Here is a 15,847-nt window from a genome sequence, read left to right as displayed (position 1 = left end):
CGCACCCCCCCCCCCCCCCCCCCCCCCCCCCACCCCCCCCCCCCCCCCCCCCCCCCCCCCCCCCCCCCCCCCCTGGGCCCGGTCACGGACGGACAGGGTCAGTTCGGGCTCAGCACCGCCGGACGGCGCGAGGCGATGACCTTCTTCGCCAGCGCCTTCGGGCTGGTGAGGAAGCCCCAGCCCCAGGACATGTGCATCGTCGCGAGGGCGACCGGGATCTGCAGCCGGGCCTTCGGCGGCAGCCCCTTGCCCGCCGGCACCGAACCGAGCGCGATCGCCGCGAGGTAGCCACCGGGAACCAGCAGGCCCCAGGGCGTCACCGCGAGGCCGACCACCACGCCCGCGGCGATCGCGCACACCGCTGTCGGCGGCGCCAGGTAGCGCAGGTTGATGGAGCCCTCGTGGTAGCGGGCGACGACATGGCGCCAGCGCCCGTAGTCCTTGTACTGCTTGGCGAGGGCCCGCACGGAGGGGCGCGGGCGGTACGACACCCTGAGCTCGGGCGAGAACCAGATGAGGCCGCCCGCCTCCCGGATCCGGAAGTTCAGCTCCCAGTCCTGGGCCCGTATGAACTCCTCGTTGTAGCCGCCCTGCTGCTCCAGGGCCTCGCGCCGGAGGACACCGAGGTAGACCGTCTCTGCGGAGCCGGCCTCACCTCCGGTGTGGAACGCCGCGTTGCCGACGCCGATCTTCGACGTCATGGCCGCGGCGACCGCGTGCTCCCAGTCGTTCTCGCCCTCGGCGTGCATGATCCCGCCGACGTTCTGCGCGCCCGTCTCCGCCAGCAGGCGGACGGCGGTCGCGATGTAGTTCGGCGACAGGATGCCGTGTCCGTCGACCCGCACCACGACGGGATGCCGGGACGCCTTGATCGCGGCGTTCAGCGCGGCGGGGGTGCGGCCGGTGGGGTTCGGCACCGTGTGGACGCGCGGGTCTTCGCGTACGAGCTCGGCGGCGATCTCGTCCGTGCGGTCCGAGGACGGACCGAGGGCGATCACCACCTCCATCTCGCCGTCGTACTCCTGCGCCAGGATCGCTTGGACGGCCCCGCGCAGATGCCGCTCCTCGTCGAGGACGGGCATGATCACAGAAACGGCGGGGGGCGGCACGTCAGACTTCTCGCTCATCGGACGTCACGTTACCGCGAATGGGGGACACCGGTGCGCGCCGCGGGGGCGCGGACCCGGGCCGCAGATCGTATGGGCCTACGGTGCTCACGGATTCCCACGCCCGGCCCTCGCGGAGGCCCCCCTTGCCCACGCCGCCCACGCCGCCCCGCTCGCCCGCAGCACCGAAGCCCCGCCCACCGGAGCCGCCGCGTTCCCAGCGGCCCGCCGTACCGCGCGAGAAGCCCCGCTGGGCCATGCGGACGGTGACCACGCTCTCCGTGGTCGTCCTGGCCTCGGCCGGCATCGGGCACGCGGTGGTCACCAACCTCGACGCGGACATCGCCCGGGTCGACCCCTTCAAGGACATGAAGAACCGCCCCGAGGGCGGCAACGGCATGAACGTGCTGCTCGTCGGCACCGACGGCCGGGACCGGATCACCCCCGAGGAGAAGACCGAGTACCACCTGGGCGGCGCCCCCTGCCACTGCACGGACACGGTCATGATCGTGCACATCTCGGAGGACCGGGAGCGGGCCAGCATCGTCAGCCTGCCGCGCGACTCGTACGCCGAGACGCCCGCGCACACCGACCAGATCACCGGCAGGCGGCACGAACCCCACCCGGTCAAACTCAACGCGGCCTACGCGGAGGGCGGCCCGCAGCTGACCGTGCGCACCGTCGAGAACATGACCCACGTCAAGATCGACCACTATCTGGAGGTCGACTTCACCAGCTTCATGAAGACGGTGGACGTGCTCGGCGGCGTGGAGATCTGCACCGCGCAGCCCCTGAAGGACGCGTACACCGGGCTCGACCTGCCGGGCGGCTCGCACACGCTGCGGGGCGGGCAGGCACTGCAGTACGTGCGTTCCCGGCACGTCGACAGCGCCTCCGACCTCGGCCGGATGCAGCGCCAGCAGCGCTTTTTGGCCGCGCTGATCGAGAAGGCCACGTCGTCCGGGGTGCTGCTGAACCCGATGAGGTTCCGTGACGTCACGCACGCCGTGCTCGGCTCGGTGCGCGCGGACAAGGCGTTCGGCACGGACGAACTGCTGGACCTGGGGCGGGCGATGCGGAACTTCTCGCCGTCCTCCTCCGAGTTCACCACCGTGCCGATCGCCCAGATGGCGTACCCCGTCAAGGGCATCGGCTCGACCCTGAAGTGGGACGGGGCCAAGGCGGCGAAGCTCTTCCGCTCGCTCCGCGACGACGAGCCCCTGGCCCTGCACAAGGCCGGGCACAAGGCCCTGCGGGTCGATGTGGCGCCGCAGCAGATCCGGGTCCAGGTGGAGAACGCGACGCCGAAGGAGGGGCTCGGCAGACGCGTCGACAGCGCCCTCGCCGGCACCGGGTTCCTCACCACCCGGCTGCCCTCGAACGCGGCTGACCGGACCCTGAAGCGCACCGTCGTCGCCTACGACCCGCGCTGGGACCGCTCGGCGAGGTCCCTGGCGGCCGCCCTGCCCGGCTCCGAGCTGCGGGCGGTGCGGGACCAGGGTCCGACGCTGAAGGTGATCACGGGGGCGGACTACCGGGGCGTACGGCGGGTGAAGGCCGCGGACCCCTACCAGGGGGAGTTCGGCGTGGTGACCGGCGATCAGGTGGTGTGCCCGTAGCGGTCCGCGCCGGGGAGCCACCGGGCGCTGTGCTCCGACCCGCGGTGCGCCCGTAGCGGGCGGCGCCGGGAACCACGGGGCGCGGCGCCCCGACCCGGAGCAGCCGGCGGCTCAGTCGTCCAGGCCCTCGGCCGCGCGCTTCTCCCGCAGTTCCATGATCGCGCGGCGCCGGGCGAGCCGGTGCGTGCGGCGGATCTGCGCCTCCTGACAGCGGCGCTCGTCGCGCTCGGTCTCCGGCAGCACGGGCGGCACGCGGCGCGGCTTGCCGTCGGCGTCGACGGCGGCGAAGACGAGGTAGGCCGAGCCGACCTGGGTGGCCGGGGTGGACTCGTTCCAGCGCTCGGCCAGGACGCGCACGCCGACCTCCATGGAGGTCCGGCCGGTCCAGTTCACCTGGGCCTTCACATGGACGAGGTCGCCCACCCGGACCGGCTCCAGGAAGGCCATCTCGTCCATGGAGGCGGTGACGGCGGGCCCGCCGGAGTGCCGTCCGGCCACCGCGCCGGCGGCGTCGTCGACCAGTTTCATGATCACCCCGCCGTGCACCGTGCCCAGCAGGTTGGTGTCGGCGTGGGTCATGATGTGGCTGAGCGTCGTCCGGGACGCCGATGTCGGCTTTCCCGGGATGCCGTCCGGAGCGTCGGATTCCGGAGCGAGGACCTGGTCTGTCATGGCCTCCACCTTAAGCCGGTCCGATTTGTGTCAGCTTGGCAACAGCCCTGGTCCTATTTTCCTTCGAACCTTGTAAGGCACCTGGTCCGGCACTGCACACTGGTCGGCATGAACGATTGGCCCGACGGGCGGTCCGACGACAACCGCAGCAACCGGTACGGCGGCGGCAGCGCGAGCGCCCAGCCCGAGAGCGCGCGCGTGATGCGCCAGGTCCGGCGTCCGGCGACGCCCGGCCCCGGCCGGTCCGCGCCGCCGTACGGCGGGGTGCCGCAGCAGCCCACGTACGTCGACGGACAGGGGCACGACGACGGGCCTGACTACGACAGCGGCTACAACACGGGCCATGTCTACGGGGCGCCGGGCGGCGGCGGCCCGGGTGGCGGCGGGAGCCGGGGTCCGCGCTCCGCGCCGGACTGGCGGCGGCGGATCAAGTGGACCGCGCTGACGCTGGTCACGCTGCTGGTCGTGGTGTCCGTCGGCACGTACTTCTGGGCCGACTCCAAGCTCAACCGTGAGGTCGACCTCTCCAAGGTGATCGACCGGCCGGAGGCGGGCGAGGGCACGAACTACCTGATCGTCGGCTCCGACAGCCGCGCGGGGATGTCCAGCGAGGAGAAGAAGAAGCTGCACACCGGGTCCGCGGAGGGCAAGCGCACGGACTCGATGATGATCCTTCACACCGGTGGCGGCGGCTCCACGCTGGTCTCGCTGCCCCGCGACTCCGACGTCGAGATCCCGACCTTCACGGGATCCGAGTCCGGCAAGACGTACAAGGGCACGGGCCGGCACGTGAAGCTGAACGCGGCCTACGCCGAGGACGGGCCGGAACTGCTCGTGCGCACGGTGGAGTTCAACACCGGCCTGCACATCGACCACTACGTGGAGATCGGCTTCGCGGGCTTCGCGGGCATCGTCGACTCGGTCGGCGGCGTGGAGATCGAGATCCCCAAGGGCGGCATGAAGGACACCAAGTCCGGCGCCGACTTCGAGGCGGGCAAGCAGACGCTCGACGGCCAGCAGGCACTGGCCTTCGTCCGCACCCGGTACGCGCTCGCCGGCAGCGACCTGGACCGTACGAAGAACCAGCAGAAGTTCCTCTCGGCGCTGGCCAACCAGGTCGCCACCCCGAGCACGATCCTGAACCCTTTCAAGCTCTACCCGACGATGAGCTCGGGCCTGGACACCCTGATCGTCGACAAGGACATGGGCCTGTTCGACCTCGGCGACATGTTCTGGGCCATGAAGAGCGTCAGCGGCGGGGACGGCACGTCCATGAACATGCCGATCTCGGGTTCCACGGGCGGCAACCTCGTCTGGGACAAGGCCAAGGTCAAGACCCTGGTGAACGAGCTGAAGAACGACGAGAAGGTGACGGTCTCGGGCAGGTGAGCCCCGCCCCACCGCACGCGAAGGGCCCCGCCGGTACGACCGGCGGGGCCCTTCGCGTGCGGGCGGGGTTACGGCAGGTTGCGCGCCATCACGATGCGCTGGACCTGGTTCGTGCCCTCGTAGATCTGCGTGATCTTCGCGTCGCGCATCATGCGCTCGACCGGGTAGTCGCGGGTGTAGCCGTAGCCGCCGAGGAGCTGGACGGCGTCCGTGGTGACCTCCATGGCGACGTCGGAGGCGAAGCACTTGGCGGCGGCGCCCTGGAAGGTCAGGTCCTTGTCACCGCGCTCGGACTTGGCGGCGGCCGCGTACGTGAGCTGGCGGGCGGCCTCGATCTTCATGGCCATGTCGGCGAGCATGAACTGGATGCCCTGGAAGTCGGCGATCGGCTTGCCGAACTGCTTGCGCTCCTGGACGTAGCCCTTGGCGTAGTCGAGGGCGCCCTGGGCGATGCCGAGGGCCTGCGCGGCGATGGTGATGCGGGTGTGGTCCAGGGTCTTCATCGCGGTGGCGAAGCCGGTGCCCTCCTCGCCGATCATGCGGTCCGCGGGGATGCGCACGTTGTCGAGGTAGACCTCGCGGGTCGGGGAGCCCTTGATGCCGAGCTTCCGCTCCGGGGCGCCGAAGGAGACGCCCTCGTCGGACTTCTCGACGACGAAGGCGCTGATGCCCTTCGAGCGCTTGGCGGGGTCGGTCACCGCCATGACCGTGTAGTACTCGGAGACGCCCGCGTTGGTGATCCAGCGCTTCACGCCGTTGAGGACGTAGTGGTCGCCGTCGCGGACGGCCTTGGTCTTCATGCCCGCGGCGTCCGAACCGGCGTCCGGCTCGGAGAGGCAGTACGAGAACATGCCGTCGCCCTTGGCGAGCGGGGTCATGTACCGCTTCTTCAGGTCCTCGGAGCCGGAGAGGATGACCGGGAGCGAGCCCAGCTTGTTCACCGCCGGGATCAGCGAGGAGCTGGCGCACACCCGCGCCACCTCCTCGATCACGATGACCGTGGCGAGCGCGTCCGCGCCCGCGCCGCCGTACTCCTCGGGCACGTGCACCGCGTGGAGGTCGTTGGCGGTCAGCGCGTCGAGGGCCTCCTGGGGGAATCGGGCTTCCTCGTCGACCGCGGCGGCGTACGGCGCGATCTTCGCCTCGGCCAGCGCACGGATCGCGTCCCGGAGCATGTCGTGCTCCTCGGACGGGCGGTACAGGTCGAAATCAGCCGATCCGGCCAAGGTCTCTCACGCTCCAAGGATGCTAATTACCGTTAAGTAACCCGAATTTTAGGGGTCTGCCCGCGCGAGTGATACGTGAGGTTGGCGACAGGGGGAAGTTGCCCGTTGAGGGGCCGCGTCACGCCCCGACTATGCTCGGGCCCGCACTGCCGAACGAAGTCCGCCTGGAAGCACGGGAGCACCGCATGGCCCTCAAGATCACCGTGATCGGCACCGGCTATCTCGGCGCCACGCACGCCGCGGCCATGGCCGAACTCGGCTACGAGGTCCTGGGTCTCGACGTGGTGCCCGAGAAGATCCAGATGCTCCAGCGGGGCGAGGTCCCGATGTACGAGCCCGGTCTCGAGGAACTGCTGCACCGGCACGTCGCGGGCATCGAGGGGTCGAGCGGGCGGCTGCGCTTCACGATGGACTGGGCGGAGGTCGCCGCGTTCGGCGACGTGCACTTCGTCTGCGTGAACACCCCGCAGAAGCACGGCGAGTACGCCTGCGACATGTCGTACGTCGACGCGGCCTTCGAGTCGCTGGCTCCGCATCTGCACGGCCCCGCGCTGGTCGTCGGCAAGTCGACCGTGCCGGTGGGCTCCGCGGACCGGCTGGCGGCCCGGCTGGCGGAGCTGGCCCCGGCCGGCGAGGACGCCGAGCTGGCCTGGAACCCCGAGTTCCTGCGTGAGGGCTTCGCCGTGCAGGACACCCTGCACCCGGACCGCATCGTGGTCGGCGTCCGCAGCGAGCGCGCCGAGAAGCTGCTGCGCGAGGTCTACACGACGCCCGTGGCCGAGGGTTCGCCGTTCGTGGTGACCGACTTCCCGACCGCCGAGCTGGTGAAGACCTCGGCGAACTCCTTCCTCGCCACCAAGATCTCCTTCATCAATGCCATGGCCGAGGTCTGCGAGGCCGCCGACGGCGATGTCGCCAAGCTGGCCGAGGCCATCGGGCACGACGACCGGATCGGGAAGAAGTTCCTGCGGGCCGGGATCGGCTTCGGCGGCGGCTGTCTGCCGAAGGACATCCGCGCCTTCATGGCCCGCGCCGGTGAGCTGGGGGCCGACCAGGCACTGACCTTCCTGCGCGAGATCGACTCCATCAACATGCGCCAGCGCGGCCAGATGGTGGAGCTGGCGCGGGAGGCGCTCGGCGGGGGGTCCTTCCTCGGCAAGCGGGTCGGCGTGCTCGGCGCGACGTTCAAGCCCGACTCCGACGACGTACGGGACTCGCCCGCGCTGAACGTCGCCGGGCAGATCCACCTCCAGGGCGGACAGGTCACCGTCTACGACCCGAAGGGCATGGCCAACGCCCGCCGGCTCTTCCCGACGCTCGGTTACGCCGACTCCGCGGTCGAGGCGGTGCGCGGCGCCGACGTCGTCCTGCACCTGACCGAGTGGCGGGAGTTCCGCGAGCTGGACCCGGCGGTACTGGGCGAGGCGGTCACCGCCCGCGTGGTCCTCGACGGCCGCAACGCCCTCGACCCGGAGCTGTGGCGCCGGGCGGGCTGGACGTACCGGGCGATGGGCCGCCCCACCGCGTAGACACGCACCCGGACCTCTCACGAAGGACGCCGGTCCGGCCGAGGCTCAGTCGGCCGGACCGGCGTCCTTCCGTATTCTCCACCGCCGCGCAGCCCGGGGTGGCCACAAGCCGCTACTTCGCGCGGTAGCGGCGCATCTTCGCGCGGGCGCCGCAGACCGACATCGTGCACCAGCGGCCCCGGCAGGCCGGGCTGCGGTCGTAGTACGCCCAGTGGCAGGCCGGGGCCTCGCAGGCCTTCAGACGCGGCCAGGTGCCGTCGACGAGCGCCTGGGCGATCGCCGCCGCCACCCGGGAGACGAGCGGCGCCGGTTCGGCGGCGGTGAGCGTCGCGGCGCCGTCGTGGCCGTCCACGCTCACCACCAGGGGCGCCCGGGCCAGCAGCCGGCCGAGCGGGGTCACGTCGCGGTGCGGCGGATGGCCGGCGTGGGCCAGGCACACCGCGCGCAGCGACTCGCGCAGTTCGCGGGCCGCCGGCACGTCCGGCGCCGCGAGCCCGAACGGCGTCCGTCCCTCGGCCGTGTCCAGCAGGTCGGCGCCCGACTCGATGTCCAGCGTGTTCACCAGCGCCTGGACCAGGGCCAGGGCGCCGGGTGCGGGCGCGCGGTCATTCATGGTTGCGACGTTACCTCCCGTGCGGGAGCATGCAGTGGTCGTTACTGGTTACCCGCATCTACTGGTAACCAGATTCCGCAGGTGACGTAGGAGGAAGCATGGCTCTCGCCGAACTCGGTGCCGTCGTCCTGGACTGTCCCGACCCCCGTGCCCTCGCCGGGTTCTACGCCGAGGTGCTCGGCGGCACGGTCGAGGGCGAGGGCGACTGGGTCGACCTGTTGGTGCCCGGCGGACCGTCGCTGGCGTTCCAGGCCGCTCCCGGGTACATACCGCCGAAGTGGCCCGCCGCCGAGGACTCGCAGCAGTTCCACCTGGACCTGACCGTCGGCGACCTGGACGCGGCCGAGCAGGGCGTGCTGGCGCTCGGCGCGAAGCCGCTGGACACCGAGGACCGCTCGCGCGGCTTCCGCGTGTACGCCGACCCCGCCGGGCACCCGTTCTGCCTGTGCGCCGGCTGACCGAGGAGGATGTCATGGCACCCGCCGCACGCATGCGATCCGTCGTGCTCGACTGCCCCGAACCACGCGCCCTCGCCGAGTTCTACGCCGGTGTCCTGGGCGGCGAGATCAGTCAGGAGGACGAGAGCTGGGCCACGCTGGAGGCTCCCGGCGGTCATCGGATCGCCTTCCAGCGGGCGCCGGGCCACACGCCGCCGGACTGGCCGCGGGCGGACGGCAACTCGCAGCAGCTGCACCTGGACTTCGACGCGGGCAGCACGCAGGAGGCGCTAGAGACGGCCGGGGAGAGGGTCCTCGCGCTGGGCGCCCGTCCCCTCGACGTGGACGACGACGGGGGCGAGCGCGACTTTCGGGTGTACGCCGATCCGGCGGGGCATCCGTTCTGCCTCTGCCGGCTCGGCCCCACGTGACCGGCTCCGCGCGGGCGGCGCTCAGCTGTCCAGGTCGGAGATCTTCACGGTGGACGGCTCGCGCCGCGCCTGTGCGGCGCGGGCCGTGAAGTCCGCGTTGCGCAGCACGCGCTGGACATTGCCCCAGGTGAGCAGGGCCACGTCGGACTCGGGCCAGCCCCGGTCCAGCAGTTCCGCGATCAGCCGCGGGTAGCACGAGGTGTCGGCGAGGTCCCGCGGGTGCGCGGCTCCCGAGTCGTAGGTCCCGGAGAGGCCGACGCACCCGGGGCCCGCGACCGCGCGCACGTGGTCGAGGTGGTCGGCGACGTCCCCGACGGAGGGGCCCGTCTGCTCGGCCGTCAGCGGCACCAGGCACAGCCCGTGGGCGGCGCCCAGCTCGGCGAGCACGTCGTCGGGCAGGTTCGCCGGGTGGGGGCGCAGCGCGCGGGCCGCGGACCGGACGAAGACCAGCGGGGCCTTGGAGACGGCGAGGGTGCGGCGGACGGTGGCGTCGGAGGCGCCGGAGAGGTCCGGGAGCACGCCGAGCCGGTTCATCTCGCGGACCACCTCCTCACCGAACCGGGTCAGGCCCGTCTCGCCGGCCCAGGACGTGCCGGAGAGCGTGAGGAAGCGCACCCCCAGCGCGCGCAGCGCACGCAGAATGCCCAGGGAGTCGCCGATGGCGGGGGCTCCGGCGGGGCCGAGCAGCACGGCGATGCGGCCGCAGAGGCGGGCGTCGGTGATCTGGCCTGCGCTGTACGCGAGCCGCAGGCCCTCCGGGTGGCCCTGGACGACCGTCTTCACCAGGTCCAGCTGGTCCAGGGTCGCCCCGACGGCCCGGTCACCGGCGAGCCCCTCCGGCAGGTGCAGTGACCAGAACAGCGCGCCCACGTGTCCCGCGCGCAGCCGCGGCACGTCGGTGTCGAGGGCGCTCTCCCCCAGCTCCAGGTCGTACCAGTGCAGGTGGCGCAGCGCCCAGGGCAGGCCGGTGTAGCCGTCGGCGACGGGGTGTTCGGTGAGCAGTGCGTGGGCGCGTTCCAGCGTTTCGGAGGAGGCGGCCGCCTCCTCCGTGCGGAGCTCCGGTCCGGTTCCGGTCCCGGGGCGTGCGGCGGTCCGGTCGAGTCCGCCCACCTCGGCGGTGAAGTGCAGGTCGTCCTGGAGGTCTGCCATGGCCGGCTCCGTACGTCAGCGTGATCGCAGTACGGTCACCGTCGCACGGGGGCCGGTGGGCTTCCTGGTGGACGGGGCGTTCGGGGGTACGACGGGGCACGGCGGGTGGGGTACGGCAGGCGGGGTACCGCGGGGTACGGCAGGCGGGGTACCGCGGGGTACGGCAGGCGGGGTACCGCGGGGTACGCCAGCGGGGCACGGCGGGGCACGTCCCCCCGCCGTGCCCCGTCCGTCCCGGCGCTCAGCCGTCCAGCTGCTCCAGGGTGGCGTTCGACGGCCCGCGGCTCGCCTGGAGGTCGCGGGCCACGTCCTCGGCCGCACCCAGCACGCGTACCGCGTTCTGCCAGGTCAGCTTGGCGAGGTCGGCGCGGGACCAGCCGCGGTCCAGCAGTTCCGCGACGAGGTTCGGGTAACCGGAGACGTCGTCGAGGCCCTGTGGGGTGAACGCCGTGCCGTCGTAGTCGCCGCCGATGCCGAGGTGGTCGACTCCTGCGACCTCGCGCATGTGGTCCAGGTGGTCGGCGACGGTGGCGACGGTCGCGACGGGCCGCGGGGCCTTCTCCTCGAAGGCGCGGTGGACCTTCATCGCCTCGGCGGTGGTGTCGAGGTGGTGGAAGCCGTGCGCGCGCATGTTGTCGTCCGCCGCGGCCGTCCAGTCGACGGCCGCCTGGAGGACGAACTTGGGCACGAACGTCACCATCGCCACTCCCCCGTTGGCGGGCAGCCGCTCCAGGACGTCGTCCGGGATGTTGCGCGGGTGGTCGCACACCGCCCGCGCGGAGGAGTGGGAGAAGATCACGGGCGCGGCGCTGGTGTCGAGCGCGTCCCGCATCGTCGTGGCCGCCACGTGCGAGAGGTCCACGAGCATGCCCTCGCGGTTCATCTCCCGGACGACCTCGCGGCCGAAGGCCGACAGGCCGCCCACGGCCGGCTCGTCCGTCGCCGAGTCCGCCCACGCGATGTTGTCGTTGTGCGTGAGCGTCATGTAGCGGACGCCCAGCGCGTACAACCCCCGCAGCGCGGCGAGGGAGTTGTCGATCGAGTGCCCGCCCTCGGCGCCCATCAGCGAGGCGATACGGCCCTCCGCGCGTGCCGCCTCCATGTCCGCGGCGGTCAGCGCGGCGCGCAGGTCCCGCGGGTGACGGGCGATCAACTGCCGTACGCAGTCGATCTGTTCGAGCGTCGCCGTCAGCGCGCCCGGCAGGTCCGAGCGCACGTACACCGACCAGTACTGCGCGCCGACGCCGCCCGAGCGCAGCCGCGCGAGGTCGGTGTGCAGGTGGGCGCTCTGGTCGGCGGCGAGGTCACGGGCGCCGAGGTCGTAGCGGACCTGTTCGCGCAGTGCCCAGGGGAGGTCGTTGTGCCCGTCGACCACGGGGAAGTCGGCGAGCAGTTCGCGCGCGAGGTCCGGGGCGGACATCGGCGTCACTTCCCGAAACCGAAGCCGCTGCCCGCGCCCTCGACCTTGGTGCGCAGCCGCTTGCCCTTCTCGGTGGCCTGGTCGTTCAGCTCCTGCTGGAACTCCCGCATCCGGACGAGGAGTTCCTCGTCGTGCGCGGCGAGCATGCGGGCGGCCAGCAGGCCGGCGTTGCGCGCGCCGCCCACGGAGACGGTAGCGACGGGCACGCCGGCCGGCATCTGCACGATGGACAGCAGCGAGTCCATGCCGTCGAGGTACTTGAGCGGCACGGGCACGCCGATGACGGGCAGCGGGGTGACCGAGGCGAGCATGCCGGGCAGGTGGGCGGCGCCGCCCGCGCCCGCGATGATCGCCTTGAGGCCGCGCTCGGCGGCGTGCTCCCCGTACGCGATCATCTCGCGCGGCATCCGGTGCGCGGAGACGACGTCCACCTCGTAGGGGATCTCGAACTCGTCGAGGGCCTGGGCGGCGGCCTCCATGACGGGCCAGTCGGAGTCGGACCCCATGACGATGCCGACGACGGGCGACTGCGCGGACGTGCTCATTCGGTGATCGTGCCTCTCAGATATCCGGCTGCGTGCCGGGCGCGATCGAGGACGTCGTCCAGGTCGTCGCCGTAGGTGTTGACGTGGCCGACCTTGCGTCCGGGCTTCACGTCCTTGCCGTACATGTGGATCTTGAGCTTGGGGTCGCGGGCCATGCAGTGCAGATACGCGGAGTACATGTCGGGGTAGTCGCCGCCGAGGACGTTCACCATGACGGTCCACGGGGCGCGGGGGCGCGGGTCGCCGAGGGGCAGGTCGAGGACCGCGCGGACGTGGTTGGCGAACTGGGAGGTGATCGCGCCGTCCTGTGTCCAGTGGCCCGAGTTGTGCGGGCGCATCGCCAGTTCGTTGACGAGGATGCGGCCGTCGCGGGTCTCGAAGAGCTCCACGGCGAGGTGTCCGACCACGCCGAGCTGCTGGGCGATTCGCAGGGCCAGTTCCTCGGCCTCGAGCGCCAGCGACTCCGGGATGCCGGGCGCGGGCGCGATCACCGTGTCGCAGACGCCGTCGACCTGCTGGGACTCGACGACGGGGTAGGCGACCGCCTGTCCGTGCGGCGAGCGGACCACGTTGGCGGCGAGCTCGCGGACGAAGTCGACCTTCTCCTCGGCGAGGACCGGCACGCCGGCCTGGAAGGGGGCGGCGGCCTCCTCCGCGGAGCGGACGAACCAGACCCCCTTGCCGTCGTAACCGCCGCGGACGGTCTTGAGGATCACGGGGAATCCGTCGCCCTCGGCCGCGAACGCGGCGACGTCGTCGACGTCGCGCACGATCCGGTGCCGGGGGCACGGCACACCGATCTCGTCGAGCTTCGCGCGCATCACGCCCTTGTCCTGGGCGTGCACTAGCGCGTCGGGGCCCGGCCGGACGGGGATGCCGTCCGCCTCCAGGGCCCGCAGATGCTCGGTGGGTACATGTTCGTGATCGAAGGTGATCACGTCGCAGCCCCGCGCGAAGTCACGCAGCGTGTCCAGGTCGCGATAGTCGCCTACGACGACATCACCGACCACCTGCGCCGCTGAATCCTGCGGGGTGTCACTGAGGAGCTTGAACCTGATGCCGAGCGGGATGCCCGCCTCGTGTGTCATACGAGCGAGCTGCCCCCCGCCGACCATGCCGACTACCGGGAACGTCACCCTCCAAGAGTATCGGCCACGCGGCGGCGGCCGGATTCCGTCCCCCCGGCCCCGCTCCGGCGGGCCCCGGCGCCCGTCTTCACACGCGTGTCCGCCCGTACGCGGGCGTCGCGGGGGGCCGCTGGTTAGCATGGCTTGGTTGACGCAACCGACCTACGCATCCGACCGACGGGGGATGGCGACACGATGGGCAGTGGTTCCACGGACGTGCGCGCGCCCCGCAGTGCGGTGCGCGAGCGGTTCGACCGGCTCCTCCGCGAGGTCGCGAAGTTCGGGGCCGTGGGCGCCCTGGGCACCGTGGTCAACTTCGCCGTGTCCAACCTGCTGTGGCACACCACGGACCTGCAGGCCGTGCGGGCGAACGTGATCGCCACGGTCGTCGCCATCGGCTGCAACTACGTGGGGTTCCGCTACTTCACGTACCGCGACCGCGACAAGAGCGCCCGCACGAAGGAGCTGTCGCTCTTCCTGGCCTTCAGCATGGTGGGCCTGGTCATCGAGAACGGCGTGCTCTACGCGGCGATCTACGGCTTCGGCTGGGACAGCCCGGTGCAGCGCAACGTCTTCAAGGTCCTCGGCATCGGCATCGCGACGATGTTCCGCTTCTGGTCGTACCGCACGATGGTGTTCCGCTCACTGCCGGACAGCGGGACCGTGGCGGACGCGGAGCCGTTCCTCGGCCCCCGGCCGGAACAGGCCGGGCGGCCCACCCAGCGCGTGCCTTAAATCAGGCCTGTGCCGCGGGCCGCCGTCCGTCACCGGACGGTGGGCTCCTCCTCGCCGTCCGCGGGACGCCTCAGCGGCGTACGCGACAGGAAGAGGCCGAAGACCGGGGGGTTGGCCTGGAGCATCTCCAGCCGGCCGCCGTCGGCCTCCGCCAGGTCGCGGGCGACCGCCAGGCCGATGCCCGTGGAGTTGCGGCCGCTGATCGTGCGCTCGAAGATGCGGGCGCCGAGGTCCGCGGGGACACCCGGCCCCTCGTCCGTGATCTCGACGACGGCCTGGTTGCCGGTGACGCGGGTCCGCAGGGCGACGGTGCCGCCGCCGTGCATGAGGGAGTTCTCGATGAGGGCGGCGAGGACCTGCGCGACCGCGCCCGGGGTGCCCACCGCCCGCAGGTGCCGTTTCCCGGAGCTGACGATGGCGCGGCCCGCGCTGCGGTAGGCGGGCCGCCACTCGGCGAGCTGCTGGAGGATGACCTCGTCGAGGTCGAAGGAGACCGCGGAGCCGGTGCGCGGGTCGCGGGAGTTGGTGAGCAGCCGTTCCACGACGTCCGTGAGCCGCTCGACCTGGGTCAGCGCGATCGTCGCCTCTTCCTTCACGGTGTCCGGGTCGTCGGTGAGGGTGATCTCCTCCAGCCGCATGGACAGTGCCGTCAGGGGGGTGCGGAGCTGGTGGGAGGCGTCGGCGGCCAGTCTGCGCTCGGCGGTGAGCATGCGGGCGATCCGCTCGGCGGAGGAGTCCAGCACGTCGGCGACCCGGTCCAGCTCCGGGACGCCGTAGCGCTTGTGGCGGGGGCGGGGGTCGCCGGAACCGAGCCGTTCCGCGGTCTCCGCGAGGTCGGTGAGCGGGGAGGCGAGCCGGTTGGCCTGCCGTACGGCGAGCAGGACGGCGGCGATCACGGCGAGCAGCGCGACCGCCGCGATGATCAGGAGCGTCCGGCCGACCTCGCGGGTCACCGAGGAGCGCGGTTCCTCGACCGTGACCGTCTCGCCCTGCTCGCCGGTCGCCCTGGAGCGGATGACGTCGCCGGTGGGCGCGGTGCCGATCTCGATCGGCGACCGCCCGGGGACGCGGATCACGGCGTAGCGGCCCTCGGCGACCTGGTCCCTGAGGATGGTGCCGCTGATCCGCTCGTCCCCGAGGATCCGGCTGTCCACGATGCTGGCGAGCCGCAGGGCCTCGGAGTCGACGCGTTCCTGGGCGCTGTTGCTGATCGTCCGGGTCTCGACGAGGACGAGGGACACGCCGAAGACGGCGATCACCACGAGCACGACGGCGAGCGTGGACTGGATGAGTCGTCGGCGCATGACCTGTCACCTGGAAGGAGCGGGGGCTGGGTTCCTCAGTCCGGAGGGGCTGGGTCCGCCGCACGGAGGGGGCTTGGTCCGCCGCACGGAGGGGGCTTGGTCCGCTGCCCGGACGGGCTGGGTCCGTCGCCCGGACGGGCTGGGTCCCGTCGCCGGGACGAGGGGAGGTGTCAGCTCTTCTCGAAGCGGAAGCCCACGCCCCGGACCGTCGCGATGTAGCGGGGATTCGCCGCGTCGTCCCCCAGCTTCTTGCGCAGCCAGGAGATGTGCATGTCGAGGGTCTTGGTGGAGGACCACCAGGTGGTGTCCCAGACCTCGCGCATCAGCTGGTCACGGGTGACGACCCGGCCCGCGTCCCGGACGAGGACCCGCAGCAGGTCGAACTCCTTGGCGGTGAGCTGCAGTTCCTCGTCGCCCATCCAGGCGCGGTGCGACTCGACGTCGATCCGCACGCCGTGGGTGGCGGGCGGCTGCTGCGGGTCCGCGGAGCCGCGCCGCAGAAGGGCCCGGAACCGGGCGAGCAATTCGGCCAGCCGGAACAGACT

Annotated in this window: 16 protein-coding genes; 6 read left to right on the top strand and 10 right to left on the bottom strand. The window is 72.0% G+C overall.

The features are described 5' to 3' along the window. Window positions 1–98 precede the first annotated feature (98 nt). The gene (locus AC069T_RS30610) at window positions 99–1,127 is read right to left on the bottom strand and encodes a glycosyltransferase family 2 protein (RefSeq protein WP_478785833.1); all 1,029 of its coding nucleotides are present in this window, start codon (window positions 1,125–1,127) and stop codon (window positions 99–101) included. A gap of 125 nt (window positions 1,128–1,252) precedes the next feature. Here AC069T_RS30610 and AC069T_RS30605 point away from each other — a divergent pair, with 125 nt between their 5' ends. Next, complete coding sequence (locus tag AC069T_RS30605) at window positions 1,253–2,725, top strand: LCP family protein (protein ID WP_478785832.1); 1,473 nt, start codon at window positions 1,253–1,255, stop codon at window positions 2,723–2,725. Between the two features lie 111 nt (window positions 2,726–2,836). Here the strand turns inward: AC069T_RS30605 and AC069T_RS30600 are convergent, their stop codons facing one another. Then, window positions 2,837–3,397 (bottom strand): acyl-CoA thioesterase, encoded by a 561-nt coding sequence (locus tag AC069T_RS30600; protein ID WP_478785831.1) that lies wholly within the window; start codon window positions 3,395–3,397, stop codon window positions 2,837–2,839. A 108-nt stretch (window positions 3,398–3,505) separates the two neighbouring features. Here AC069T_RS30600 and AC069T_RS30595 point away from each other — a divergent pair, with 108 nt between their 5' ends. After that, window positions 3,506–4,786 (top strand): LCP family protein, encoded by a 1,281-nt coding sequence (locus tag AC069T_RS30595; RefSeq protein ID WP_478785830.1) that lies wholly within the window; start codon window positions 3,506–3,508, stop codon window positions 4,784–4,786. A gap of 68 nt (window positions 4,787–4,854) precedes the next feature. Here AC069T_RS30595 and AC069T_RS30590 read toward each other — a convergent pair whose 3' ends face one another. Further along, window positions 4,855–6,012 (bottom strand): acyl-CoA dehydrogenase, encoded by a 1,158-nt coding sequence (locus AC069T_RS30590; protein WP_358854413.1) that lies wholly within the window; start codon window positions 6,010–6,012, stop codon window positions 4,855–4,857. Between the two features lie 185 nt (window positions 6,013–6,197). Between AC069T_RS30590 and AC069T_RS30585 the strand changes: the two genes are divergently transcribed. After that, on the top strand, window positions 6,198–7,541 hold the full coding sequence (locus AC069T_RS30585) for a UDP-glucose dehydrogenase family protein (RefSeq protein ID WP_478785829.1): 1,344 nt from the start codon (window positions 6,198–6,200) through the stop codon (window positions 7,539–7,541). Between the two features lie 112 nt (window positions 7,542–7,653). Here the strand turns inward: AC069T_RS30585 and AC069T_RS30580 are convergent, their stop codons facing one another. After that, complete coding sequence (locus AC069T_RS30580; protein WP_478785828.1) at window positions 7,654–8,154, bottom strand: CGNR zinc finger domain-containing protein; 501 nt, start codon at window positions 8,152–8,154, stop codon at window positions 7,654–7,656. A gap of 98 nt (window positions 8,155–8,252) precedes the next feature. Here AC069T_RS30580 and AC069T_RS30575 point away from each other — a divergent pair, with 98 nt between their 5' ends. Both AC069T_RS30575 and AC069T_RS30570 read left to right on the top strand, forming a co-directional pair. Continuing rightward, complete coding sequence (locus tag AC069T_RS30575; RefSeq protein WP_478785827.1) at window positions 8,253–8,612, top strand: VOC family protein; 360 nt, start codon at window positions 8,253–8,255, stop codon at window positions 8,610–8,612. 14 nt (window positions 8,613–8,626) lie between these two features. Then, the gene (locus AC069T_RS30570; protein ID WP_478785826.1) at window positions 8,627–9,022 is read left to right on the top strand and encodes a VOC family protein; all 396 of its coding nucleotides are present in this window, start codon (window positions 8,627–8,629) and stop codon (window positions 9,020–9,022) included. A 21-nt stretch (window positions 9,023–9,043) separates the two neighbouring features. Here the strand turns inward: AC069T_RS30570 and AC069T_RS30565 are convergent, their stop codons facing one another. From AC069T_RS30565 to AC069T_RS30550, 4 genes are all read right to left on the bottom strand, one after another. Next, on the bottom strand, window positions 9,044–10,171 hold the full coding sequence (locus AC069T_RS30565; RefSeq protein WP_478785825.1) for a dipeptidase: 1,128 nt from the start codon (window positions 10,169–10,171) through the stop codon (window positions 9,044–9,046). Window positions 10,172–10,412: 241 nt separating this feature from the next. Then, window positions 10,413–11,591 (bottom strand): dipeptidase, encoded by a 1,179-nt coding sequence (locus tag AC069T_RS30560; RefSeq protein WP_478785824.1) that lies wholly within the window; start codon window positions 11,589–11,591, stop codon window positions 10,413–10,415. A 5-nt stretch (window positions 11,592–11,596) separates the two neighbouring features. Then, a complete protein-coding gene (gene purE, locus AC069T_RS30555; protein ID WP_476755179.1) occupies window positions 11,597–12,136 on the bottom strand; it encodes a 5-(carboxyamino)imidazole ribonucleotide mutase in 540 nt (179 codons plus the stop codon). After that, window positions 12,133–13,272 (bottom strand): 5-(carboxyamino)imidazole ribonucleotide synthase, encoded by a 1,140-nt coding sequence (locus AC069T_RS30550; protein WP_478785823.1) that lies wholly within the window; start codon window positions 13,270–13,272, stop codon window positions 12,133–12,135. The genes purE and AC069T_RS30550 overlap by 4 nt, the downstream gene beginning before the upstream one ends. Window positions 13,273–13,458: 186 nt before the next feature. On the opposite strand from AC069T_RS30550, the gene AC069T_RS30545 reads away from it, so the two are divergent. Then, window positions 13,459–13,998, top strand: coding sequence for a GtrA family protein (locus AC069T_RS30545; protein ID WP_476755177.1), 540 nt, complete (start codon window positions 13,459–13,461; stop codon window positions 13,996–13,998). Window positions 13,999–14,027: 29 nt separating this feature from the next. Here the strand turns inward: AC069T_RS30545 and AC069T_RS30540 are convergent, their stop codons facing one another. Continuing rightward, window positions 14,028–15,302, bottom strand: a complete 1,275-nt coding sequence (locus AC069T_RS30540; protein WP_478785822.1) for an ATP-binding protein — start codon at window positions 15,300–15,302, stop codon at window positions 14,028–14,030. Between the two features lie 170 nt (window positions 15,303–15,472). Further along, window positions 15,473–15,847: winged helix-turn-helix domain-containing protein (locus tag AC069T_RS30535; protein ID WP_478785821.1), on the bottom strand; the 375-nt coding region annotated here is incomplete at its 5' end.

This window comes from Streptomyces sp. NPDC043867 (assembly GCF_056435845.1).
This window is presented reverse-complemented; position numbering and strand designations above follow the sequence as displayed.

Excerpts from the sequence above, each read along its gene's own strand:
- AC069T_RS30610 (WP_478785833.1), bottom strand. The coding sequence starts at position 1,127 with ATGAGCGAGAAGTCTGACGTGCCGCCCCCCGCCGTTTCTGTGATCATG.
- AC069T_RS30600 (WP_478785831.1), bottom strand. The coding sequence starts at position 3,397 with ATGACAGACCAGGTCCTCGCTCCGGAATCCGACGCTCCGGACGGCATC.
- AC069T_RS30595 (WP_478785830.1), top strand. The coding sequence starts at position 3,506 with ATGAACGATTGGCCCGACGGGCGGTCCGACGACAACCGCAGCAACCGG.
- AC069T_RS30585 (WP_478785829.1), top strand. The coding sequence starts at position 6,198 with ATGGCCCTCAAGATCACCGTGATCGGCACCGGCTATCTCGGCGCCACG.
- AC069T_RS30580 (WP_478785828.1), bottom strand. The coding sequence starts at position 8,154 with ATGAATGACCGCGCGCCCGCACCCGGCGCCCTGGCCCTGGTCCAGGCG.
- AC069T_RS30575 (WP_478785827.1), top strand. The coding sequence starts at position 8,253 with ATGGCTCTCGCCGAACTCGGTGCCGTCGTCCTGGACTGTCCCGACCCC.
- AC069T_RS30570 (WP_478785826.1), top strand. The coding sequence starts at position 8,627 with ATGGCACCCGCCGCACGCATGCGATCCGTCGTGCTCGACTGCCCCGAA.
- AC069T_RS30565 (WP_478785825.1), bottom strand. The coding sequence starts at position 10,171 with ATGGCAGACCTCCAGGACGACCTGCACTTCACCGCCGAGGTGGGCGGA.
- AC069T_RS30560 (WP_478785824.1), bottom strand. The coding sequence starts at position 11,591 with ATGTCCGCCCCGGACCTCGCGCGCGAACTGCTCGCCGACTTCCCCGTG.
- purE (WP_476755179.1), bottom strand. The coding sequence starts at position 12,136 with ATGAGCACGTCCGCGCAGTCGCCCGTCGTCGGCATCGTCATGGGGTCC.
- AC069T_RS30545 (WP_476755177.1), top strand. The coding sequence starts at position 13,459 with ATGGGCAGTGGTTCCACGGACGTGCGCGCGCCCCGCAGTGCGGTGCGC.
- AC069T_RS30540 (WP_478785822.1), bottom strand. The coding sequence starts at position 15,302 with ATGCGCCGACGACTCATCCAGTCCACGCTCGCCGTCGTGCTCGTGGTG.